The following is a 21619-nucleotide window of genomic DNA, read 5'->3' as shown; positions in this document are numbered from 1 at the left end:
CAGAACTGGAGTGACCGGATGAGCGACACCGGCGGCTGGAACGGACCCAACCAGCCCGGATACCCAGGGCCGGCATTCCCGCCGCCCCCCGTCAGCCCGCAGCCCGGCGTGATCCCGCTGCGGCCGCTGGGTGTGGGCGAGATTCTCGACGGGGCCTTCACCACCATGCGCAGGCATCCGGGGCTGGTCTTCGGTTTCTCCGCACTCGTCGCGGTGATCGGGGCGGTCGCGGATTTCGCGCTGACCCGCTCGCTGCTCGGCGGGGTGAGGACCCTCCACCCGCTCGGCCCGGCGGCGACCGAGCAGGAGCAGTTGGCCTGGTTCTCCGAGGCCCTGCGCCAGACCGCTGTCTCGGCCGGCATCACCTTCGTGGTCGGACTGCTGACCTCGACCTTCCTGTCCGGGTTCATGACCATCGTGGTCGGCAAGGCGGTGCTGGGCCGCCGCGTCGAACTGCGCGAGGTGCTGGCCGAACTCAAGCCAAGGCTGCTACCGCTGCTCGGGCTGACGGTGCTGTACATGCTCATCGTCGGGGTGGCGACGGTCTTCTTCATCGTCCCGGGTGTCTGGCTGTACGTACTGTTCGCGCTGGCCGCGCCCGCGCTCGTCCTGGAACAGAGCGGGATCGGCACCGCGTTCGGGCGCTCGCGCCTGCTCGTGCAGGGCAGCTGGTGGCGCGTGTTCGGCATCCTGCTGCTCACCGGGCTCGTCACCATTCTGGTCACGGGCATCATCGAGGTCCCGTTCGGCCTCGGCCTCGGGCTCAATTCGGAGCTGGCGCAGTACCTGGGGCAGGCGGTCTCCTCGACCATCGTCACCCCGTTCGCGGCGGGCGCGAGCGCCCTGCTCTACATCGACCAACGGATGCGCCGGGAGGGAATGGACATCCAGCTCGCCCGCGCCGCGGCGGCCGGGCAGTGAGCCTCTCGACGATCATCGGCCTGCTGCGCGAGGTCCCGGTCACCATCGACCGCGACGACGCCCGCCGTGCCGCCGAAGCCGAACTCGCGAAGCCGGGCTACGGTTCCGATCGTCCTGGGCTTTTCCAGCAGGTACTGAGCTGGCTCGGCGACCGGCTCACGGACCTCTTCCACACCGCGTCGACGGTGGTGCCGGGCGGCCCGCTGGGCCTGCTGGTGGTGCTGGCCGTGCTGGTGCTGGTGGCGGTGGTGGTCCGGTTGCGGCTCGGCCGGGTGGCCCGACAGGTCCGCGTCCCCGGCCTGGTCTTCGAAGACCAGACGACCACGGCACGGCAGTACCGGGAAGCGGCCGAACGGGCCTTCGCCGCCGGTGACTTCGCGGCGGCGGTGCGGGAACGTTTCCGTGCGCTCGTGCGGGATCTGGAGGAGCGCGGAGTGGTGGATTCCTCGGCGGGCCGGACCGCGGACGAGGTGGCCCGGGACGCCGGGTCCCGGCTGCCGGACCGCGCGGACGAGCTGACCGCCTCGGCCGTCCTGTTCGACGCCGTGCACTACGGCGGGCGGTACGCGGCCGCCGAGGACTACCGGCGCCTCGCCCTGCTCGACGAGCGGGTCCGGCAGGAACGGCCGGTGGTTCCCGCGTGACCGTGGTGTCTCCCGATGCGCGCCGCGTTTGGCGGGCCGCCCGCGTTCCGGTGTTCATCGCTCTGGTGCTCGTCTTCGGCTGCGCCGTCGTGGTGCTCGCGTCGAGCGGCGGGTCCTCCGGGGCGCTCGATCCGGCCTCGACCGCGACGGGCGGCGCCCAGGCGCTGGCGAAAGTGCTGGAGCGGCAAGGAGTCCGCCTGGTCGCCGCCCACGACTACGGTGCGGCGGAAACGGCTCTGACCAGCCACGGCGACGCGACCCTGCTGGTCACCGATCCCGCACTGGTCGAACCGGGCAGGCTGGCGGCGCTGCGCGATCGGGCCGGGGCCACCGTGGTCGTCGGGCCGGAGCAGGAGGCTTTGACCGCGCTGTGGCCCGGAGTGGCCGTGATCGCGGAAACCGAGGTCGGCCTCCGGTCGCCCGGCTGCACCCTCGCGCCCGCCGTGGCGGCGGGCGACGCCGTGACCGGCGGCCTCCGCTACCGGGGGCCCGGTGTGCTGCGGTCCTGTTACGAAGGCTCGCTGGTGCAGTTGCCCGGCGAGGTCACGGTCCTCGGTACCGGGGCCCCGCTGACGAACGGTTCGCTTGCCCAGGCGGGGGACGCGGCGCTGACCATGCGGCTCCTCGGCCGGTACCCGACGCTCGTCTGGTACGTCCCGTCGCCCGGCGACGCCGCGGCCGGGGCCGTCCGCCGTCCGCTGACCGAACTCCTGCCCCGAAGCTGGCTTTTCGGCGCGATCGAAGTCGTGGTCGCGGCCGTGCTCTTCGCGTTGTGGCGGGCCCGCAGGCTCGGCCCGGTGGTGACCGAGCCGCTGCCCGTGGCGGTGCGCGCCGCGGAAACCGTGGAGGGGCGGGCCCGCCTGTACCGCCGCTCCCGTTCGGCGGGGCATGCCGCGGAGATCCTGCGGCGGGCCGCGCTCGCCAGGCTGCTTCCGGTGCTCGGGCTCGGCCCCGGCGCGGAACCCGCGTCGGTGACGGCCGCGATCAGGGCGCGCTGCGGCAGCGACGCCGGCCCCCTGCTGTACGGTCCGGCACCGGAGGACGAAGCGGCGCTCGTGCGGTTCGCGAACGAGCTCGACCGGCTCGAGAGAGAGGTACGGGGATCTTGACCACCGACGCGGCCGTGACGGCCAGGGACGCGCTGATCGCGCTGCGAGCCGAGGTCGGCAAGGCGGTGGTGGGCAACGACGCCGCGGTCACCGGGCTGATCATCGCGCTGCTGTGCCGCGGCCATGTGCTCATCGAAGGAGTGCCGGGGGTGGCGAAGACGCTGCTGGTGCGCGCGCTGGCCACGGCACTCGACCTGGGCACCCGGCGCCTCCAGTTCACCCCGGACCTGATGCCCGGCGACGTGACCGGATCGATCGTCTACGACGCGAACACCAGCGAGTTCTCCTTCCGAGAGGGGCCGGTGTTCACCAATCTCCTGCTCGCCGACGAGATCAACCGCACTCCGCCCAAAACGCAGTCCGCGCTGCTGGAGGCGATGGAGGAGCGGCAGGTGTCGGTGGACGGGCGCCCGCGCCCGCTGCCGGACCCGTTCATCGTGATCGCCACCCAGAACCCGGTCGAGTACGAGGGCACCTACCCGCTGCCGGAGGCGCAGCTGGACCGGTTCCTGCTCAAGCTCACCATCGCCCCGCCTTCGCGGGAGGACGAGATCGGCATCCTCACCCGCCACGCGGGCGGCTTCGACCCCCGTGACCTCGCCGCCGCCGGGGTGCGCCCGGTCGCCGGACCCGCGCAGCTCGACGCCGCCCGCGCCGCCGTCGGCGCGGTCACCGTCGGCCCCGAGGTGCTCGGCTACATCGTCGACCTGTGCCGGGCGACCCGCTCGCTGCCCCCGGTCCGCCTCGGCGTTTCGCCGCGCGGTGCCACCGCCCTGCTGGCCGCGACCCGGGCCTGGGCCTGGCTCTCCGGCCGGGACTACGCCACCCCGGACGACGTGAAGTCGCTGGCCAGGCCCGCCCTGCGGCACCGGATCGGCCTGCGGCCCGAGGCCGAGCTCGAAGGGGTGACCGCGGACGGCGTGGTCGACCGGGTGCTCGCCTCGGTGGCTGTGCCGCGCTGATGGCGATCACCGCGCGCGTCGGAGTGCTGGCGCTCCTCGGCGTCCTGGTGGTGGCCTTCGCGCTGCCGTCCTGGACGGGCGTGCTCACGGTGCTCACCGCGCTCGTCCTGCTCGTCCTGCTGGACGTCGCGCTCGCCGGCGGGGTCCGCGGCCTGGTCTTCCAGCGCGGCGGGCCGGTCGCCGCACGGCTCGGCGAACCGATCGAGGCGACCCTCACGGTGACCAATCCGGGTCGCCGTCCGGTCCGGGGCGTGCTGCGCGACGCCTGGCCGCCGAGTGCGGGCGCGGAGAACGAACGGCACCCGATCCGGCTCGAGCCCGGGCAGCGGCACAGCGTGGTGACCACGCTGCGGCCGGTCCGGCGCGGTGAGCGGCAAGCGGCGCGGATCACCGTCCGGTCGGTGGGGCCGCTGGGCCTGGCCGCCCGGCAGGCTTCGCACCGGGTTCCCGGGGCGGTGCGCGTCCTGCCGCCGTTCCACAGCCGCAAGCACCTGCCCGCCCGGCTGGACCGGCTGCGCAGGCTCGACGGGCGCCAGGCCGCGCTGGTTCGCGGCGAGGGCACCGAGTTCGACTCCCTGCGCGAGTATGTGATCGGTGACGACGTGCGGTCCATCGACTGGCGGGCCACGGCCCGTGCCCGCGACGTGATGGTGCGGACCTGGCGTCCCGAACGGGATCGCCACCTGCTGCTGGTGCTCGACACCGGCCGGACCTCCGCGGGCCGCGTCGGTGACGCGCCGAGGCTGGACGCGGCGATGGAGGCCGCCCTGCTGCTCGCGGCGGTCGCGGCGCGGGCCGGTGACCGCGTGGACCTGATCGCCTACGACCGCCGTCTGCGGGCGAAAGTGAGCGGCGCGACGGGTGCCGAGCTGCTGCCCGCCCTGTCCACCGCGCTCGCCCCACTCGAACCGAGCCTGGTCGAGACCGACGCGCGCGGCCTGGCGGGCGAGGTGCTGCGCCGGGCCCGCCAGCGGTCTCTGGTCGTGCTGCTGACCGGGCTCGAAGCGCCCGCGATCGAGGAGGGGCTGCTGCCCGTGCTGCCCGGTCTGATCGCCCGGCACCGGCTCCTGGTCGGCGCGGTCGCCGACCCGGCCGTCGCGGAGATGGCGCGGGGCCGCGGCAGCGCGGAAGCCGTGTACGGGGCCGCCGCCGCGGAGCGGTCGCTGGCCGAGCGGCGGCAGGTGGCGGCCGTGCTGGCCCGCCGCGGGGTCGACGTCGTCGACGCGCTGCCGGAAGAGCTGCCCCCGGCGCTGACCGACCGCTACCTGACCCTCAAGGCCACCGGCGGCTTCTGAACCCGCACCGCCGGGGCCGCGGGTCAGGACGTGGTGAGAACCATGAACAGGCGGGTGTTCAGGGTCTGGATCTCACCGGTGGTGACCTCGCCGAGGCAGTCGACCAGCGAGGCCTTCGGCGTGTGGTCGAGGCGGGTGTAGGAGATGTGCCTTCCCTTGATCGTGGTCACGGTCAGCGGGTCCGGAGTGTCGACCACCTCCATGGTGATCACGTAGGGCACGCCGGTGAGGTCGTTGAACATGTCACCGCTGTAGATCAGCACCTGGCGCCGGGCCTGGCCCGCCACGGCCCAGAGCTGACCCCTACGCGGCCGAGGAAGCACGTTGGATCTCGGTGCGCCATTCCTGGCGACGGTGGTAACCCTCCGTCGCCGCCTGGACCTCTCCGGGGTGTTCGTGCCACCACTCGTCCGCCTTCGCGCACAGCTGCCGGAACGCTTCGCGTTCGACCGCCGCGACGAGCCACGCGCGCACGGACAGGCCCGCTTCCGCCGCCAGGGCCTTGACCTGGCCGTGCGTGTCGTCGGACAACGTCAATGCCAGTCGCTTACCCATCGCGCCACTATAGGACGTCACCGAATGCCACCGCCCGAAGACGCGGCGGGGGCGTGTCGCGAGCCGATTCAGGCCGCCTGGGGCCGGACGTCGCCGCCCTGCCGGGGGTCGAGGTCGCCGGTCACCCCGGCCCGTGCGGCCCGCCCGCCGAGCACGAAGACGTAGGTCAGAAAGGCCGCTTCGGCGAGCACACCGACGCCGATCCGCGCCCAGGTGGGCAGCGGGGACGGGGTCACGAACGCCTCGATCACGCCGGACACGAGCAGGACGCAGGCCAGGCCGAGCGCCATCGCGGCCACCGTGCGGCCCTCCTGGGCCAGCGCGACGGCGCGGGTGCGCGGCCCCGGGCTGAGCACGGTCCAGCCCAGGCGCAGCCCGGTGCCCGCGGCGACGAACACCGCGGTCAGCTCCAGCAGTCCGTGCGGGGTGATCAGGCCGAAGAACACGTCGAGGCGGCCGGCCGCGGCCATCAGGCCGGCGGAGACCCCCACGTTCGCGGCGTTGGCCCACAGCGCGACGAACACCGGCAGGCCGAGCAGCACGCCGAAGAAGAGGCAGGTCGCGGCGACCCAGGCGTTGTTGGTCCAGACCTGGGCGGCGAAGGAACCGGCCGGATTGCTCGAGTAGTAGGACTCGAAAGCCCCGCCGGGCGCGGTCAGCTCGCGGATCTGGTCGGGCGCGGCGATCGAACTCCGCACTCTCGCGTCCGTGGCCACCCAGGCGCCGAGCAGGGTGCTCACCAGCACGGTCGCGAGCGCGGTGCCGAGCCACCAGTACCGGTTCCGGTACACGGCGGCCGGGAACCGCTGGGAGAAGAACAGGCCCGCTTCGCGCCAGGCGGCGGTCGGCGTGCCGGTGACGGCCGCACGGGCCTGGGCGACCAGCGACGACAACCGGGACAGCAGGGCGGGGTCGGGTGCGGCCGAGCGCACCATCGACAGGTGGGTGGCGCACCGCTGGTACAGCGTGATCAGCTCGTCGGCCTCCGGGCCTCGCAGGGTGCGGCCGCGCCGGACCAGTTCGGCCAACCGGTCCCATTCGGCGCGATGCGTCGCGACGAAAAGATCAACGTCCACAGGGCTCCTCCGCGTCCGGCCCAGACTACAGTTGGCGGGTGAGTGTCCAACCCGATCTGGTGACCGGAGACGCGGTCGTGCTCGACCTGCGGCTCGCCCGTCTAGCCAGCCGCGGTCTCGCCTTCGCGATCGACCTCGCGATCCAGGCCGGGATGCTGGGCGTCTGCGCGGTCGCGCTCGCGGTGGCCGACCTCGACGCGGCGCTGACCGCGGCGATCCTGCTGAGCCTGCTGGTGCTGGTGCGGGTCGGCTACCCGGTGCTGTTCGAGTCGCTGAACCAGGGCCGCACGCCGGGCAAGCTGGCCCTCGGGCTGAGGGCCGTGCGGGACGACGGCGGCCCCCTGCGCTTCCGCCACGCGCTGGCGCGCGGCCTGGCCGGGGCGATCGTCGACTTCGGCCCGGTCGGCTTGTGGAGCGTCGTGGCCGTGACGGTGTCGCTGTTCTCGGCGAAGTCCAAGCGGGTCGGCGACTACCTGGCGGGCACGGTCGTGATCCAGGACCGTGCGCCAGAGGCGCTCGCGCCCTCGGTCGTGATGCCCCCGGCGCTGATCACGTGGGCCGCCGGATTGGAGCTGTCGGGATTCACCGATGATCTCGCGCTCGCGGCGCGGCAGTACGTGGCGCGGTACGGCGAGATGCGCCCGGAGGCGCGGGACGCGCTGGGCCACCGGCTGGTGCAGGAGGTCGCGGCGCGCATCGGCGCGCCTTCGCCGCCCGGGGCACCGCCGTGGGCCTACCTGATGGCGGTGCTGGCCGAGCGGCGGAACCGGGCGGCAACGCAGTGGCAGGGCACCGTCTGGGGCCAGGCTCCGGCCCATCCGCAACCCCATCCGCACTTCGTGCCGCACCCGGTGCCCGACTCGAGGAGCACGGCGGACGGCCCGTTCGCCCCGCCTAACTGACGTCGGAGGACGCCGCGGCGAAGGTGTTGCACTGCGCGAGCCGGTCGCTCTGCGCCCCCTTGCGCCACCAGGCGGCGTAGTGCGCGTTGGTGCCGTGGTCGTGGCTGCCGGAGGTGTCGTCGCCCCGGGTTTCCTGGTCGTTCCAGGCGGTGTCGAACACGCTCTGGGTGACCGACCCGCCCCGGTTCGCGGTCGAACCGAGGAACAGCCCCGAGAAGCACTGCGCCTGCAGTTCCTTGCGGCGTGACATTTCCAGCCCGGCCGGGCTGTCCTCGCCCTTCTGGTAGATCACCGACCAGGCGGCGTCCATCAGACCGACGAGATCCTGGACGTGGTGCCCGTACTCATGGGCGAACAGCGCGAGGTAGACGCCGGGCTTGTTGCCGTAGAGGTCGGTCTGCAGGCCGCGCCAGGGCACGTAGAGGTGGTCCTTGCAGTAGAACGCGGCGATCGCGATGCTCACCTCGATGGTGCCGCAGGGACTGGTGAAGCTGTCCCCGCTGGGGAACTCGAGTTGCGGCGGGTGGAACGGCAGGTCCATCGCGTTGAGCAGTTCGCCCCAGCGCGCGTTGAGGCACTGCGCCGCCGCGGTGAAGAAGGTCTGGGCGGCGGAGGGGCTGCTCGGCCAGCCCGGCACGCTGCACGGGGCATTGCGCAGGCCCGCGTTCTGATCGGCCAGCAGCGGGTGGTCGGCCAGCGTGAGGATCTTGTGCGGCCCGGATTCCGAGGTCGGGGTGCTGGTGGTGGTGCGGCTGGACGAACTGGTCCGGCTCGTGCTGCTCGGGCTCGGCCTGCTCGTCGTGCTCGACGCGGTCGTGGTCGTCATGGTCGCGGCGGAGGCGGAGGGCTGCCGGTCGCGCCCGCCCTTCACCGCGATGACGACGATGCTCAACCCGAGCAGCACCACACCGGCGAGGCAGGCGGCGACGATCAGGCCGGTATGGGATCTCCGCACCGGTGGGGGCGGTGGCGGCGGCGGGTAGGGCTGCCAGTGGGACGGCCAGGGACCGTACGGTGGCTGGGACATCGCCGGCTTGCTCCCCCAGGGCTCGGGCACGCCGGTGGATGATCGAATCGGCGCGCGGACGAAGCATACGAAGCATACGGCCCCGCTCGCCCTTCCGGGTGATTTCCGCCGGATTCCCTTCTCCGTACCGCTCGATACCGCCCGCCGATTCCCACCTCGCCGCGCCGCGGCCGCCGTCCGTCGCGCCGCCGACCGGACACCCGCGGTTGGCCGTAAGGTGGCGTCATGGCCGCACCCGAAAATCTCCGCTTCACCCTGGACAACGGCTTACGTGTGGTGCTCGCGCAGGACGCGACCGCGCCCGTCGTCGGGGTCTCCGTGCACTACGACGTGGGCTTCCGCTCCGAGCCGGAGGGGCGCACGGGTTTCGCCCACCTCTTCGAACACCTGATGTTCCAGGGCAGCGAAAGCCTGGAGAAGCTCGCGCACTTCAAGCTCGTGCAGTCCAGCGGGGGCACCTTCAACGGTTCCACCCATCCGGATTACACCGACTACTACGAGGTGCTGCCCTCGGCGGCGCTCGAGCGCGCCCTGTTCCTCGAAGCGGACCGGATGCGCGCCCCGAAGCTGACGCAGGAGAACCTCGCCAACCAGATCGACGTGGTCAAGGAGGAGATCCGCCTCAACGTGCTCAACCGGCCCTACGGCGGGTTTCCGTGGATCCTGCTGCCGCCGGTGCTGTACCAGAGCTTCCCCAACGCGCACAACGGGTACGGCGACTTCACCGACCTCGAGCAGGCGAGCCTCGACGACTGCGCGGCCTTCTTCGACACCTATTACTCCCCGGCCAACGCGGTGCTGACCATCGCGGGCGATTTCGAACCGGACGCGGCCCGCGAACTCGTCGAGAAGCACTTCGGTGACGTGCCGTACCGGCCGGCGCCGCCGCGCCGCTCCTTCGCCGAGCCGCCACCCGTCGGCGAGGTGCGGGGCAGCCACACCGATCCGCACGCCCCGCTGCCCGCGCTCGCCATCGGCTACCGCATGCCCGACCCGATCCACGAGCTCGACGCGTACCTGGCCTACCTGGTGCTCGCCGGGGTGCTCACCGAAGGTGACGGTTCCCGCCTGGAGCAGCGGCTGGTGCACCGGGAACCCCTGGTGACCGACATCGGCGCGGGGGCAGGCCTGTTCGGCCCGTTCGAAGCGCGTGACCCGGACACCTTCTCGATCACCGCGATCCACTCGCCCGAGGTGTCCCCGGAGCGGGTGCTCGCCGCGGTCGACGAGGAACTCGAAAAGCTGGCCGCGACCCCGCCGGAGGCGGGGGAGCTGGCGAAGGTCACCGCCCGCTGGAGCTCCGGCCTGCACGCCGACCACGACCGCCTGGTCTCGCGGACCCTCGGACTCGGCGCGTTCGAACTGCTCTACGGCGATCCGTCCCTGATCTACCGGCTCGCCGACCGGATGGCCGCCGTCACCGCCGAGGACGTGGCCTCGGCGGCCAAGGCGCTGCGGCCCGATTCGCGCGCGGTTCTGCTGGTGGAGCCCAACAGCATGGAGGCAGGCAAGTGACCTCGACGACCCACCGTGACGCCGCGGAGATCGGCCGCACCGAGCGGGGCCCGCGCCCGGTGCCGGAGCTGGGCGCGCAGCGCGCGGCCGCCGATCTGTCGCATGTGGACACGACTCTCGGCAACGGGCTGCGCGTGCTCGCGGTGCGCAAGCCGACCGTGCCGCTGGTGGAGATCCGGCTGCGCGTTCCGTTCGGCGGCACCGAGCCGCTGCACTCGGCCACCGCGGAGGTCCTCGCCGAGACCCTGCTCACCGGCACCGCCCACCGCGATCGCGTCGGGATCGACACGGAGCTGGCGCTGATCGGCGGGGATCTCAACGCCTCGGTGGACCCGCAACGGCTGTCCGTCAACGGCAACGCGCTGGCCGCCCGCCTGCCGACGCTGCTGGACGTGCTGGCCGACGCGCTCACCTCGGCGTCCTATGCGGACGATGAGGTGGCGAGGGAGTCCGACCGGCTGGTGGAGCGGCTCGCGGTGTCCCGCACCCAGCCCCGGGTCATCGCCCGTGAGGCCCTGCTCAGGCACTGCTACGGCGACCACCCGGTCACCCGCGAGATGCCGCAGGCCGAGGACGTGGCCCAGGTGAGCCCGGAGGCGGTGCGGGCCCTGCACTCGGCCGCCGTGCTGCCCCGCGGTTCGGTGCTGGTCCTGGTCGGCGACTTCGACCCCGAGCAGGTGGTGGGCCAGGTCGAGGCCGCGGTGCGGGACTGGTCCTCGCCGTCGGCCGCCCGGATCATGCCCGCGCTGCCGAAGCTGTCCGGCGGGGACATGCTGCTGGTGCCGCGCGCGGGCGCGGTGCAGTCGCAGATCCGGTTCTCCGCCCAGGCGGTGCCCAGGACCGACCCGCGCTACCCCGCACTGCAGCTGGCGAACCTGTCCTTTGGTGGGTACTTCTCCTCGCGGCTGGTGGAAAACATCCGTGAGGACAAGGGCTACACCTACAGCGCGCATTCCGGTTTCGAGTTCACCGGGCCGAGCGCGACCGTCGGTGTGGACGCCGACACGGCCAACGACGTGACCGCCGCCGCGGTCCTGGAGACCCGGTACGAACTGGGCAGGCTCGCGGTGGTCCCGCCGACGGCCCACGAGGTCGCCTCGGTGCGCCAGTTCGCGGTGGGCTCCCTGCTCACCTCCACCGCGTCGCAGACGGGCCTGGCCACCCAGCTCGCCGCGCTCGCGTCGAACGGCCTCGGCGTGGAGTGGCTCGCCACCCATCCGGAACGGCTCGCCGCCGTGACGGTGGAAGAGGTCGCGCAGGCCGCGCTCGACTTCTTCGCCCCGGCGCGGTTCACCGGTGTGGTCGTCGGCGATGCCGAAAGCCTCGCGCCGCAGCTGTCCGCGCTGGGCGGCTTCACGGTGGGAGAGCCGGCCGCGTCATGACCGCTCCGTTCCGGCTGGGCGCACTGCCCACCCTTTCGCGGTCCACTGTGGACCGTCAGGAAACCTTGCGCACCAACCCCGACCGGTTGCTGAGTCGCTGGCCCCAGGCGCAGGTCGTGCTGCTCGACGACCGGTCCCGGACCCCGGTGCGCGCCGGGGAGGTCTCCGTGGCCACCCGCAAGGCCCTCTCCTTCGGTGACGCTCCGCCCGAGGACGCGGTGTTCCTCGGTGAATGGCAGGGGGTGGACTACTGGTCCCTGCCCGGCGCTCCCGAGGGCGAACCCGAACTGGTGCGGCTGAAGGGCAGCTGGGGATTCACCGAGGAGATCCCGAAGATCGGCGACGAGCTGTGGGTGGACCTGCGGTCCCACGGCGATCGGCTCGACGACACCTCCGCCGGCCTGTTCACCACGGCGCAGGCGCTGCGTCACTGGCACCGCCAGGCGCGGTTCTGCGCCCGCTGCGGCGGCCGCACCGCGCGGATCCAGTTCGGCTGGGCCACCCGCTGCGAGCAGTGCGGGCGTGAGGAGTACCCCCGCACCGACCCGGCGATCATCTGCCTCGTGCACGACGACGCCGGTGTCAACGGTGAGAGGGTGCTGCTGGCGCGGCAGCCGATCTGGCCCAAGGGCCGGTACTCCGTGCTGGCCGGGTTCGTCGAGGCGGGGGAGTCGCTGGAGAACTGCGTGACGCGGGAGATCCGCGAGGAGGCGGGCGCCGAGGTGTGGGATGTGCGCTATCTCGGCAGCCAGCCGTGGCCGTTCCCGCGCTCGATCATGCTGGGTTTCGCCGCCCGTGCCGACGCGTCGCTTCCGCTGCGCCCGGCCGAGGGTGAGATCGAAGAGGCGCTGTGGGTGTCCCGCGGCGAAGTGCGGGCCGCGTTCGAAAGCGGCGGCGAGCCGGTGCCGATCGCGGACGGCGCGTCCACCATGGTCCTGCCGGGCAACGCCTCTATCGCCCACGTCATGCTGGAAGCCTGGGCCTACGCCGAATCCGGCGTCTGAGGTCCGCGCCGCCAGGGTCCCCCGAGGATTTCGCTGCTCGGGGGACGGACGGCACAAGGACCCTGGTATGGGGGACCTAAGGCCGTCGAAGCGGGCCGGTTTCCCCGCGAAGGTGGACTTACCGACACTTCGCGGGGAGACGAGATGAACCTTCAGCTGAGTGAGAACGAGGCGCGGGCGCTGCGCGAACTGCTCGTCGTGCACCTCGGCGACCTGTCCGCCGAGATCGCGGCGACCGACAACCCCGGCTTCCGCCGGGAACTGCGCGAGCGCCGCGATCTGCTGCTGAGGGTGCGTACCACCCTCGAGGCGGAGCTACAACAGCGCGCCTAGGGGCAGGATCAGCGCGATCGCGACCACGGAGATCACCGTCTCCATCAGCGACCAGCTCTTGATGGTCTGCCCCACCGACAGGCCGAAGTATTCCTTGACCAGCCAGAACCCCGCGTCGTTGACGTGCGAGAAGAACAGGGAGCCCGCGCCGATCGCCAGCACCAGCAGGGCGTCGTGCGTGGGATCCAGCGTCGCGGCGAGCGGGGCCACGATTCCCGCCGCCGACACCGTGGCGACCGTCGCGGAGCCGGTGGCCAGCCGGATCGCCACCGCGACCAGCCAGCCCAGCAGCAGCGCGGGGATGGCGGCGCCGGTGGCGAGCTGGGTGATCACGTTGCCCACGCCGGCGTCGACCAGGGTCTGCTTGAAACCGCCACCCGCCCCGACGATGAGCAGGATCCCGGCGATCGGGCCGAGTGAGGCGTTCGCCGTGGACGCCAGCCTCGTCCGGTCGAAACCGGCGGCCCGGCCGAGCGTCACCATCCCCACCAGAACGGCCAGCAGCAGCGCCACCAGCGGGTCGCCGATGAAGTCGAGCAGCCGCCGGGTCTGGTTCGCGCTGCCCGAGGTGATGTCGGCGATCGCCTTGGCGAGCATCAGCACGACCGGCAGCAGCACCGTGGCCAGCGTGGCCGCGAAGCTCGGGCGCCGTGCCCCGGCCTGCTCGCTCTGCTCGGGAACCAGCCTTTCCGGCGCCGCCACGTCCGGCAGCCAGCGGGCGGCCAGCCTGCCGAACAGGGGGCCGGCGACGATCACCGTCGGGATCGCGACGAGCAGGCCGAACGCGAGCACGATGCCGACGTTGGCGCCCAGCGCACCGGCCGCGGCCAGCGGGCCGGGGTGCGGTGGCACCAGGCCGTGCAGCACGGAAAGCCCGGCCAGTGCGGGGATCCCGATCAGCATCAGCGGTTTCCCGGTGCGCTTGACGACCAGCAGCACGATCGGGATCAGCAGTACCAGGCCGATCTCGAAGAACATCGGCAGCCCGATCAGCGCGGCCACCAGTGCCATCGACCAGGGCAGCGCGCGCTTCCCGGTGCGCGACAGGATCGTGTCGACGATCTGTTCCGCACCGCCGGAGTCGGCGAGCAGCTTGCCCAGCATCGCGCCGAGCGCGATCAGCACGCCCACCGAGGCGACGGTGGAGCCGACGCCGCTGGTGAAGCTCTTCAGCAGCTTGTCCACCGGCATCCCGGCCAGTAGGCCCAGGACACCGGAACCGAGGATCAGCGCCAGGAAGGCGTGCAGTCTGACCTTGCTGATCAGGATCACGATCACCGCGATCGCGATCAGGGTCGCACCGATCAACCGGGAATCGTGCCCGGTCCAGGCGGCGGCGAGGGTGCTCACTTCGGCTCCTTTGCCAGCGTGTTCAGCGCGGCGCGCACGATGTACTCGGGCGGGTCGGCGATGTCGGCGACGGCACCGCGCTCGTCGGGTTGCAGCGGCTCGAGATCGGCGAGCTGGGAGTCCAGCAGCGACGGCGGCATGAAGTGGCCGGTCCGGTTCCTCATGCGTTCGGCGAGCAGGTCCCTCGGGCCGTCGAGGTGGAGGAACCACACGTCCCCGCCGCCGCGCAGCACGTCCCGGTACTTCCGTTTCAGTGCGGAGGAGGAGACGACCCCGCCGGTTTCCTGGTGCTCGGCGATCCAGGCGGCGATGGCACGCAGCCAGGGCCACCGGTCCTCGTCGGTCAGCGGGTGACCGGAAGACATCTTCGCGATGTTCGCCGGCGGGTGGAAGGAGTCGGCTTCGGCGTATTCCACACCCAGCCCGGCCGCGAGGGCCTGGCCGATGGTGGTCTTGCCGGAACCGGCGACTCCCATCACGACGACGACGGTCATCTGTTCCTCCGACTTCGCTGTCTCGAGCTCGTGGCATGAAAGTACTACTTTTGAGCGAGAAAGATAGTACTTAATCGTGGCAGGGGTATAACTTCACACTGTGTCAGGAAACCTGCACGGACGGATGCTCGACGAGCTCGGCACCGCGATCGCGTCCGGGACGATCGCGCCGGGCACCGTCCTGCGCCTCGAACAGCTGCAACAGGACTACGGCGCCTCCAGGACCGTCGCCCGCGAAGTGGTCCGCGCGCTCGAGGTCATGTGCCTGACCACCAGCAAGCGCCGCGTCGGCGTCACCGTCCGTGCTCCCGAGGAGTGGAACCACTACGACCCGCGCCTGATCCGCTGGCAACTCGACAGCGGCAACCGCGAGCGCGCCCTGCGCATGCTGATGGAGCTGCGCTGGGCGATCGAGCCCAGCGCCGCCCGGTTCGCCGCCCTGCGTGCCACCCCCGAGGAGCGGGGCCGCCTGCGCGCTCTCGGCAGCAGGCTGCGGACCACCGCGAAGGCCCGCGACCTGACCACCTTCCTCGGCCACGACATCGACTTCCACACCGTGGTGCTCCAGGCCTCCGGCAACCCGATGTTCCGCCAGTTGTCCGGGATCGTCGCCGAGGTGCTCACCGGCCGCACCGAACACGGCCTGATGCCGCCCGAACCCCAGCCCGAAGCCGTCGCGCTCCACATCGAGGTCGCCGAGGCCATCGACGGCGGCGAGGCCGACCGGGCCGAGCGGGCCATGCGGGCGATCATGGAACAGGCCCGCGACGAGGTGGCCCGGCAGTTCGGCTGAGGGAAAGACCGGGAAGGCCGGGGAAACCGGCCCCACCCTCGGGCCCCGATCCACTCGACCTCTAACCTTCCCCGGCAGATCGTCGAGCTTTGCTCACTGGGCTTATCTGGGGGGACGAAAGTGACTGCGGCGCGGGCCGTCGGGCTGCTGCTGGGGGCAGCCGCCGATGGAGTGATCGGTTCTCCCGGCCGGGGACGGCCGGTGGCGCGCCTCGCCGCTTCGGCACGGCGGAGCGGGGCCGGTCCGGGTGTGACCGGTCTGGCGGCAGGTCTGGTCGTCGCCGGGGTGCTGGCCGAGCGGGCCGGGCGCCGCGGCCCGGTGCTTCAGGCTCTGGGCACCGCCACCGCGACCTGGGCGGTCCTCGGTGGCGCCGGGCTCGCCGCGAACGGCGCGTCGCTCGCCAGGGACCTCGAAGAAGGCCGGCTCGACGAGGCCCGCGAGACGCTCGGCGGACTCGACCCGCGCCGGACCGGCAAGCTCGACGTCATCGGGCTGTCGCGCGCTTCGGTCGAGACCGTCGCCCAGCGCACCGCGGACGACATGGTCGCCCCGCTGGTCTGGGGCGCACTGGCGGGTATGCCGGGCCTGCTCGCCGCCCGCGTGCCTTCGCTCCTGCGCCCGGCCGCCGGGCAGCGGGGCCCGCTCGCCTGGCTGGTGGCGCGGCTCGACGAACTGATCCACCTCGTTCCCACCCGCCTCGCGGCCGCGCTCACCGTGGCGGCGGCCCCGGTGGTCGGCGGTTCCGCGAAGGGAGCCTGGCGGGCCTGGCGCCGGGACAGCCCGGCGCATCCCGGCCCGAACGCGGGCCGGGCGGAGGCCGCCTTCGCGGGGGCACTGGAGATCCGGCTGGGCGGGCGGACCGTGTACCGGCACGGGGTGGCCGATCTGCCCGTACTCGGCGACGGGCGCAATCCGGACGCCGGGCACGTCACCCGCGCGGTGGAACTGTCCCGCGTGGTGGGCTGGCTCGCCGCGGCCGGTGCCGCCGTCCTCGCCGTGCTGACCGGCCTGCGCCGCCGCTGACCGGATCCCCCGGCAAGCGGGGCCACGTTCGGTCTGGGTGCTGTTCGTGTCAGGGGCGTGCCCTGAAGGTGGCCTTGAGGGCGTTTATGACCCTGAAGGCCACCTTCAGGGCACCCGACACCGGCCACCGGCCGAGTAGCGACCGTGAAGGGACCCTTTAGGCGCAGCTCAGTGCGAGGCGGTGTGGTTGCGGGGGGAACCGGCGGGGGTGTTTTCGTCGTCGTCGTCTTCGGCGAGCATCTCGGCGACGGACCTGCGGCGGCGCGCCTTCTTCGCCTTCGCGCGGTCACCCATCTCGGCCAGCACCCCGCCCGGCTTGAGTTCCCGCATCGTGAAGTAGGCCAGCGCGCCCAGCGCCATCACCCCGAACGCGATCCACTGCAGCGCGTACGAGAAGAACGGCCCGGAGTCGAGCTGGGGCAGCGGCAGCGCGGTGAGCACGCCCGGCTGGTCCTGGTCGAGCTGGAAGTAGCCGGGCCGGATGGGCAGGCCGCTGGAGCGGGCCACCACGCGGGAATCCACGTCGTAGCTCTGCAGTTTCCCGGTGGCCGGGTCGGCGAAGGCGTCGCGGCCCTTGGGGTCGTTTTCGTCCGCCCGGATCCGGGCGATGACCTGCACGGGGCCCGCGGGCGGCGCGGCGTACGGCGACACCGCGCCCTTGTCACCCGGCCGGACGTACCCGCGATCGATCAGCAGGATCTGCCCGTCCTCCGCCCGGAACGGGGTGAGGACCTCGAACGCGGCCTCCCCCTGCACGGTCCGCAGCCGGGCCACCACTTCGTGTTCGGGCAGGTAGCTCCCGGCGATGGTGACGCGGCTCCACTCGGTGTGCGCGTCGGGTTCGGCGCCGGGGGCCAGCACGCTGTTCACCGGCTTCGGCTGTGCAGTGAGCGAGGCCTCGATGGCGTTGTTCTGCGTCTCGCGCTCACTGTTGCGGCTGAACTGCCAGGGGGAAAGCAGCCAGAAGCAGGCGAAGGCGAACAACAGCACACCGGCCACCGTCGCCAGCCAGCTCGGCCGCAACAAGAACTTCCACCGCACGGCTTCCACGGTAGCCCCGTGCGTTCAGCGGAGAGCGGCCCGGGCCGCCGACAGCGCCTGCCGCGCGTAGCCGCCGCCGAACACCGCCGCGTGCATGAGCAGCGGAAACAGCTGGTGCAGCGGGATGCGATCCCGCCAGCCGTCCTCGAGCGGGGCGCCGGCATCTGTGGCCGATTCCGCATACGCGCCGAGGATGTGATCGACCAGCGAGGTACGGAACAGCAGCAGCATCGCCAGATCGCTCTCCCGGTGCCCGCCGTGCGCCGCCGGGTCGATCAGCCACACCCCGTCGTGCGACCAGTGCACGTTCCCGCTCCAGGCGTCACCGTGCACCCGGGCGGGTGGCTCGGCGGGCCCGGCGAGCGCGGGCAGGCGCTCACACACGGTGTCGAACACCTTGACCTCGTCCGCGGTCAACAGCCGCTGGTCCACGCAGAGGCGGACGTACGGCTCGATCCGCTCCTGCGCGAAGAAGGCGGGCCAGTCCGGGTGCGGTTCGTTGCGCATGGGCGCCACGCCCATCCACGCGTCCACCGGCCCGCCGGGCGGCGGACTGCCGAACGCCTCGGCGCCGCGCAGGTGCAGCCGGGCCAGGCCGCGGCCGAACGCCTCGGCGGCCGCCGGAGCGGGGGAGGCAGGCGGGACGTACTGCAGCACGAGCCACTCGTCGTCCTGCCCGAGCACGGCGGGCACCGGCACGTCCCCGTACTCGCCGAGCCAGCGCAGACCGGCGGCTTCGGCCTCGGTCGCGCCCTTGCCCACGCCGCGCTTGGCGACCACCACCTCGCCGCCGTGCAGCGTGACCAGGCAGATCGACCCGCCGCCGCGGCGTACCCCGGTCACCCGGCCACCGAGCAGGGCCTCGACCGCCTCGCGGGCGTTCACCGCCGGTCCCGGCGGGCGGAACGGAAGTCGCTGATCACCCCTGCAGTGTGCCCAGCTCCTGCCGCACCCAATCGAGCAGGCCGGGTACCGTTCGCTCGATCATCGCGATGACCTCGTCGAAACCCTCGTCACCGCCGTAATAGGGGTCCGGGACCTCGGCGCCGGGCGCGGCGGTGGGGTCGAACTCGCGCAGCAGGCGCACCCGTGCCGGATCGGCCACCTTCTGCCGCAGGGTGCGCAGATGACCGGCGTCGGCGGCGAGCAGCAGGTCGGCTTCCAGATGACCGGCGTCGACCTGCGAGGCGACGTGCGCGACGGGGTAGCCGTGGCCGAGGAGGGTCTGGCGGGCCCTCGGATCGGCGGGCTCACCGACATGCCACGGGCCGGTGCCCGCGCTGGTCACCCGGACGAGACCGTCCAGGCGTTCCCGGCGCAGGTGCTCGGTGAACACCAGCGCCGCCATCGGGGAGCGGCAGATGTTGCCGGAACAGACGAAGCAGAGATGCAGACGGAGTTCGGTCACGCCGCCCAGTGTGCCCAACCCCGGTACCGGCGGGCTCGGGTGCGAAGATCCGGGTATGCCCGCGCTCGCCGAATACATCGCCGCACTGGAGGCCGCCTACCCGCCCGGACTCGCCGAAAGCTGGGACGCGGTCGGCCTGGTCTGCGGCGACCCGGCCGAGCGGGTGGACCGGGTGCTGGTGTGCGTCGACCCGGTCACCGCCACCGTGGACGAGGCGATCGAGCGCGGTGCGCAGCTGATCGTGGCGCACCATCCGCTGCTGCTCCGCGGGGTGCACGGCGTGCCGGTGACCACCCCCAAGGGACGGCTGGTGCACCGGCTGATCCGCGCCGGTATCGCCCTGTACTGCGCCCACACCAACGCCGACGCGGCCAGCCCTGGCGTCTCGGACGCGCTCGCCACCGCCCTCGGCCTGCGCTCGCTACGGCCACTCGACCCCAACCCGGACGGGGTGACCGGGATCGGGCGGATCGGGGAACTGCCCGAACCCGAGCCCTTTTCGACCTTCGTCGAGCGCGTCGCGGCCGCCCTGCCCAGGACCGAGCCGGGGGTGCTCGGCGCCGGCGACCCGGACCGTCCGATCAGGACGGTCGCGGTGTCGGGCGGGGCGGGCGACGGCTACCTGGCCAAGGCTGCCGAGGCCGGGGTAGACGCCTTCCTGACCGCGGACCTGCGCCACCACCCGGCCGGTGAGCATCTGGAGGCGGGCGGGCCCGCGCTGGTCGGGGTCACGCACTGGGCCAGCGAATGGCCCTGGTGCGCGCAAGCCTCGGCGGTCCTGTCACACGCCGTTGCGGGTACCGTCGACATTCACGTGTCCACCCGCCGCACCGATCCGTGGCTCGTCCGGGCCGGAGGCGGTGCGCAACCCGACCCCGTTCCGAGGGAGCACATCCAGTGAAGGCAGACCCGTCCGTTCAGCGCCGCCTGCTCGAGCTCGCCAAGGTGGACGCCGAGCTGTCCCGGGTAGAGCACCGCCGCCGCACCCTGCCCGAGCTCGCCGAGATCGAGCAGGCGGAGAAGACCCTCCGCAACCGCCGCGATGCGCTCGTCGCGACCCAGACCTCCGTCTCCGACCTCGACCGCGAGGTCGCGCGGCAGGAGAAGGAGATCGAGTCCGTGCGCGCCCGCGAGGATCGCGACCGCAAGCTGCTCGAGTCCGGCTCGGTGTCGGCCAAGCAGATGACCGACGTCCAGCACGAGCTGGAGACCCTGGCGCGGCGGCAGGCCGCACTCGAGGACGACCTGCTCGAACTGATGGAGCGCCGCGAGGCGCTGGAGATGGACGCGCAGCGCACCGGGGCCGAGGTGGACCAGGCCCAGCAGGCGCTCGCCGACGCGCAGCACCGCCGCGACGAGACCGTCAAGGACCTCGACACCGTCCAGGCCCGCCGTGACGAGGACCGGGCGAAGCTGCTGCCCCGCTTCCCCGAAAACCTCCTGAACCTGTACGAGCGGGTGCGGGCGCACAAGACCATCGGCGCGGCCCTCCTCAAGTCCCGCCGCTGCGGGGCCTGCCAGCTCGACCTGGACCGCGCCGCGATCTCGGAGATCAAGTCCGCGGCGCCGGACGAGGTCATCCAGTGCGAGAACTGCGGCGCGATCCTGGTGCGCACCCTGGAGTCCGGCCTGTGAACGTGGTCGTCGAAGCCGACGGCGGTTCGCGCGGCAACCCGGGACCGGCGGGCTACGGCGCCGTGGTCAAGGACGCCGCGACCGGCGAGATCCTCGCCGAACGCCAGGAAGGGCTCGGCGTCACGACGAACAACGTGGCCGAGTACACCGCGCTGATCGCGGGGCTGACCGCGGCCGCCGAACTCGGCGCGACCACGGTGGACGTCCGGATGGACTCCAAGCTCGTGGTCGAGCAGATGTCCGGCCGGTGGAAGATCAAGCACGCCGCCCTGCAGCCTCTCGCCCTCAAGGCCCGGAACCTGGCCTCGCGGTTCGACCGGGTCCGCTACGAGTGGATTCCGCGTGCCCGGAACTCGCACGCGGACCGGCTCGCGAACGAGGCCATGGACACCCAGGCGGGCAAGGCGGTGGCCAGGCCCGCCGCCGCACCGCCGGTGACGCCGCCTTCGCCCGCCCCGCGCACCAGTTCGCCCGCCAAGTGGACCGGGGCCAAGGGCAGGCCGACCCGGATGCTGCTGGTCCGCCACGGCCAGACCGAACTGTCGGTCGACCGGCGTTATTCGGGCCGCCGGGACGTGCTGCTCACCGAGCTCGGCCGTCAGCAGGCGGCGGCCGTCGCCAAGCGCCTGGCGGGGATGGCGGGCGTGATGGTCGACGGGGAACCCGCCCCGATCCTGTCCTCGCCGCTGAGCCGGGCGAAGCAGACGGCCCAGGCCGTCGCCGACGCCGTCGGCGGCCGCGTCCAGACCCACCCGCTGCTGGTGGAGACCGATTTCGGCGAATGGGAGGGGCTGACCTTCGCCGAGGCCTCGCAGCGTGATCCCGAACTGCATGCGCGGTGGATCTCCGACGTCACCGTGGCCGCGCCGGGCGGGGAGAGCTTCGCGCGGGTCGAGCAGCGGGTGGCGCGCCTGCGCGACGAGCTGGTCGAGACCTACGCGGGCCGCACCATCGTCGTGGTCAGCCACGTGACGCCGATCAAGTCGCTGCTGCGGCTGGCCCTGGATGCCGGTCCCTCCGTGCTGTTCCGGCTCCACCTGGACCTGGCCTCGCTGTCGATCGTCGAGTTCTACCCGGACGGCAACGCCTCCGTCCGTCTCGCCAACGACGTCTGCCACCTGGCCTAGCCTGCCGCGGGCCAATGGCTCCG

At 72.6% G+C, this 21619-nt stretch carries 24 protein-coding genes; 15 read left to right on the top strand and 9 right to left on the bottom strand.

What is annotated here, in order from left to right:
- Positions 1-18 precede the first annotated feature (18 nt).
- Genes ORV05_RS28370 through ORV05_RS28350 form a run of 5 tightly spaced genes read left to right on the top strand, consistent with a single transcriptional unit; the run spans position 19 to position 4931 of the window.
- Positions 19-921, top strand: coding sequence for a hypothetical protein (locus ORV05_RS28370; protein WP_268755047.1), 903 nt, complete (start codon positions 19-21; stop codon positions 919-921).
- The gene (locus tag ORV05_RS28365; protein ID WP_268755046.1) at positions 918-1565 is read left to right on the top strand and encodes a DUF4129 domain-containing protein; all 648 of its coding nucleotides are present in this window, start codon (positions 918-920) and stop codon (positions 1563-1565) included. The genes ORV05_RS28370 and ORV05_RS28365 overlap by 4 nt, the downstream gene beginning before the upstream one ends.
- Positions 1562-2674, top strand: coding sequence for a DUF4350 domain-containing protein (locus ORV05_RS28360; RefSeq protein ID WP_268755045.1), 1113 nt, complete (start codon positions 1562-1564; stop codon positions 2672-2674). The genes ORV05_RS28365 and ORV05_RS28360 overlap by 4 nt, the downstream gene beginning before the upstream one ends.
- On the top strand, positions 2671-3636 hold the full coding sequence (locus tag ORV05_RS28355; protein ID WP_268755044.1) for an AAA family ATPase: 966 nt from the start codon (positions 2671-2673) through the stop codon (positions 3634-3636). Before ORV05_RS28360 ends, ORV05_RS28355 begins: the two co-directional genes overlap by 4 nt.
- The gene (locus ORV05_RS28350; RefSeq protein WP_268755043.1) at positions 3636-4931 is read left to right on the top strand and encodes a DUF58 domain-containing protein; all 1296 of its coding nucleotides are present in this window, start codon (positions 3636-3638) and stop codon (positions 4929-4931) included. Before ORV05_RS28355 ends, ORV05_RS28350 begins: the two co-directional genes overlap by 1 nt.
- Positions 4932-4954: 23 nt before the next feature.
- Here the strand turns inward: ORV05_RS28350 and ORV05_RS28345 are convergent, their stop codons facing one another.
- The 3 genes from ORV05_RS28345 to ORV05_RS28335 all read right to left on the bottom strand — a co-directional run bounded on the left by ORV05_RS28345 (position 4955) and on the right by ORV05_RS28335 (position 6562).
- Positions 4955-5218, bottom strand: a complete 264-nt coding sequence (locus ORV05_RS28345) for a hypothetical protein (RefSeq protein WP_268755042.1) — start codon at positions 5216-5218, stop codon at positions 4955-4957.
- Positions 5219-5234: 16 nt separating this feature from the next.
- Positions 5235-5486, bottom strand: a complete 252-nt coding sequence (locus tag ORV05_RS28340; protein ID WP_268755041.1) for a hypothetical protein — start codon at positions 5484-5486, stop codon at positions 5235-5237.
- 68 nt (positions 5487-5554) lie between these two features.
- Positions 5555-6562 (bottom strand): stage II sporulation protein M, encoded by a 1008-nt coding sequence (locus ORV05_RS28335; RefSeq protein WP_268755040.1) that lies wholly within the window; start codon positions 6560-6562, stop codon positions 5555-5557.
- A gap of 38 nt (positions 6563-6600) precedes the next feature.
- On the opposite strand from ORV05_RS28335, the gene ORV05_RS28330 reads away from it, so the two are divergent.
- Positions 6601-7464, top strand: coding sequence for an RDD family protein (locus ORV05_RS28330; protein WP_268755039.1), 864 nt, complete (start codon positions 6601-6603; stop codon positions 7462-7464).
- Here the strand turns inward: ORV05_RS28330 and ORV05_RS28325 are convergent.
- Positions 7457-8491: a neutral zinc metallopeptidase gene (locus ORV05_RS28325; protein ID WP_268755038.1), complete on the bottom strand. Its 1035-nt coding sequence runs from the start codon at positions 8489-8491 to the stop codon at positions 7457-7459. The genes ORV05_RS28330 and ORV05_RS28325 overlap by 8 nt on opposite strands.
- Positions 8492-8716: 225 nt before the next feature.
- Here ORV05_RS28325 and ORV05_RS28320 point away from each other — a divergent pair, with 225 nt between their 5' ends.
- The 4 genes from ORV05_RS28320 to ORV05_RS28305 all read left to right on the top strand — a co-directional run bounded on the left by ORV05_RS28320 (position 8717) and on the right by ORV05_RS28305 (position 12725).
- Positions 8717-10006 (top strand): M16 family metallopeptidase, encoded by a 1290-nt coding sequence (locus ORV05_RS28320; protein WP_144586885.1) that lies wholly within the window; start codon positions 8717-8719, stop codon positions 10004-10006.
- Positions 10003-11388 (top strand): M16 family metallopeptidase, encoded by a 1386-nt coding sequence (locus tag ORV05_RS28315; protein ID WP_268755037.1) that lies wholly within the window; start codon positions 10003-10005, stop codon positions 11386-11388. Before ORV05_RS28320 ends, ORV05_RS28315 begins: the two co-directional genes overlap by 4 nt.
- Complete coding sequence (gene nudC / locus ORV05_RS28310; RefSeq protein ID WP_268755036.1) at positions 11385-12392, top strand: NAD(+) diphosphatase; 1008 nt, start codon at positions 11385-11387, stop codon at positions 12390-12392. The genes ORV05_RS28315 and nudC overlap by 4 nt, the downstream gene beginning before the upstream one ends.
- 144 nt (positions 12393-12536) lie before the next feature.
- Positions 12537-12725, top strand: a complete 189-nt coding sequence (locus tag ORV05_RS28305) for a hypothetical protein (RefSeq protein ID WP_268755035.1) — start codon at positions 12537-12539, stop codon at positions 12723-12725.
- On the opposite strand, the gene ORV05_RS28300 is transcribed toward ORV05_RS28305, so the two are convergent.
- Both ORV05_RS28300 and ORV05_RS28295 read right to left on the bottom strand, forming a co-directional pair.
- Positions 12708-14075, bottom strand: a complete 1368-nt coding sequence (locus ORV05_RS28300; protein WP_268755034.1) for a GntT/GntP/DsdX family permease — start codon at positions 14073-14075, stop codon at positions 12708-12710. The genes ORV05_RS28305 and ORV05_RS28300 overlap by 18 nt on opposite strands.
- The gene (locus tag ORV05_RS28295) at positions 14072-14569 is read right to left on the bottom strand and encodes a gluconokinase (RefSeq protein WP_268755032.1); all 498 of its coding nucleotides are present in this window, start codon (positions 14567-14569) and stop codon (positions 14072-14074) included. The genes ORV05_RS28300 and ORV05_RS28295 overlap by 4 nt, the downstream gene beginning before the upstream one ends.
- Positions 14570-14693: 124 nt before the next feature.
- Between ORV05_RS28295 and ORV05_RS28290 the strand changes: the two genes are divergently transcribed.
- Positions 14694-15362: a FadR/GntR family transcriptional regulator gene (locus ORV05_RS28290; protein ID WP_268759933.1), complete on the top strand. Its 669-nt coding sequence runs from the start codon at positions 14694-14696 to the stop codon at positions 15360-15362.
- Positions 15363-15482: 120 nt separating this feature from the next.
- The gene (locus tag ORV05_RS28285) at positions 15483-16385 is read left to right on the top strand and encodes a cobalamin biosynthesis protein CobD/CbiB (RefSeq protein WP_268755031.1); all 903 of its coding nucleotides are present in this window, start codon (positions 15483-15485) and stop codon (positions 16383-16385) included.
- A gap of 168 nt (positions 16386-16553) precedes the next feature.
- Here ORV05_RS28285 and ORV05_RS28280 read toward each other — a convergent pair whose 3' ends face one another.
- Genes ORV05_RS28280 through ORV05_RS28270 form a run of 3 tightly spaced genes read right to left on the bottom strand, consistent with a single transcriptional unit; the run spans position 16554 to position 18774 of the window.
- Positions 16554-17426, bottom strand: coding sequence for an SURF1 family cytochrome oxidase biogenesis protein (locus ORV05_RS28280; protein WP_268755030.1), 873 nt, complete (start codon positions 17424-17426; stop codon positions 16554-16556).
- A 24-nt stretch (positions 17427-17450) separates the two neighbouring features.
- Positions 17451-18311, bottom strand: coding sequence for a fructosamine kinase family protein (locus ORV05_RS28275; RefSeq protein ID WP_268755029.1), 861 nt, complete (start codon positions 18309-18311; stop codon positions 17451-17453).
- A gap of 34 nt (positions 18312-18345) precedes the next feature.
- Positions 18346-18774: a low molecular weight protein-tyrosine-phosphatase gene (locus ORV05_RS28270; protein ID WP_268759932.1), complete on the bottom strand. Its 429-nt coding sequence runs from the start codon at positions 18772-18774 to the stop codon at positions 18346-18348.
- A gap of 115 nt (positions 18775-18889) precedes the next feature.
- Between ORV05_RS28270 and ORV05_RS28265 the strand changes: the two genes are divergently transcribed.
- From ORV05_RS28265 to ORV05_RS28255, 3 genes are read left to right on the top strand one after another with little or no spacing between them, the layout of a single operon-like run.
- On the top strand, positions 18890-19735 hold the full coding sequence (locus tag ORV05_RS28265; RefSeq protein ID WP_268755028.1) for a Nif3-like dinuclear metal center hexameric protein: 846 nt from the start codon (positions 18890-18892) through the stop codon (positions 19733-19735).
- Positions 19732-20469 (top strand): zinc ribbon domain-containing protein, encoded by a 738-nt coding sequence (locus tag ORV05_RS28260; RefSeq protein ID WP_268755027.1) that lies wholly within the window; start codon positions 19732-19734, stop codon positions 20467-20469. The genes ORV05_RS28265 and ORV05_RS28260 overlap by 4 nt, the downstream gene beginning before the upstream one ends.
- A 2-nt stretch (positions 20470-20471) precedes the next feature.
- Positions 20472-21596, top strand: coding sequence for a bifunctional RNase H/acid phosphatase (locus ORV05_RS28255; RefSeq protein WP_268759931.1), 1125 nt, complete (start codon positions 20472-20474; stop codon positions 21594-21596).
- Positions 21597-21619: the final 23 nt, after the last annotated feature.

Source organism: Amycolatopsis cynarae, from assembly GCF_026802195.1.
Classification (GTDB): domain Bacteria; phylum Actinomycetota; class Actinomycetes; order Mycobacteriales; family Pseudonocardiaceae; genus Amycolatopsis_E; species Amycolatopsis_E rhizosphaerae.
Note: the sequence above shows the minus strand (reverse complement) of the source record. Positions and strands in the feature narration are given on the sequence as shown.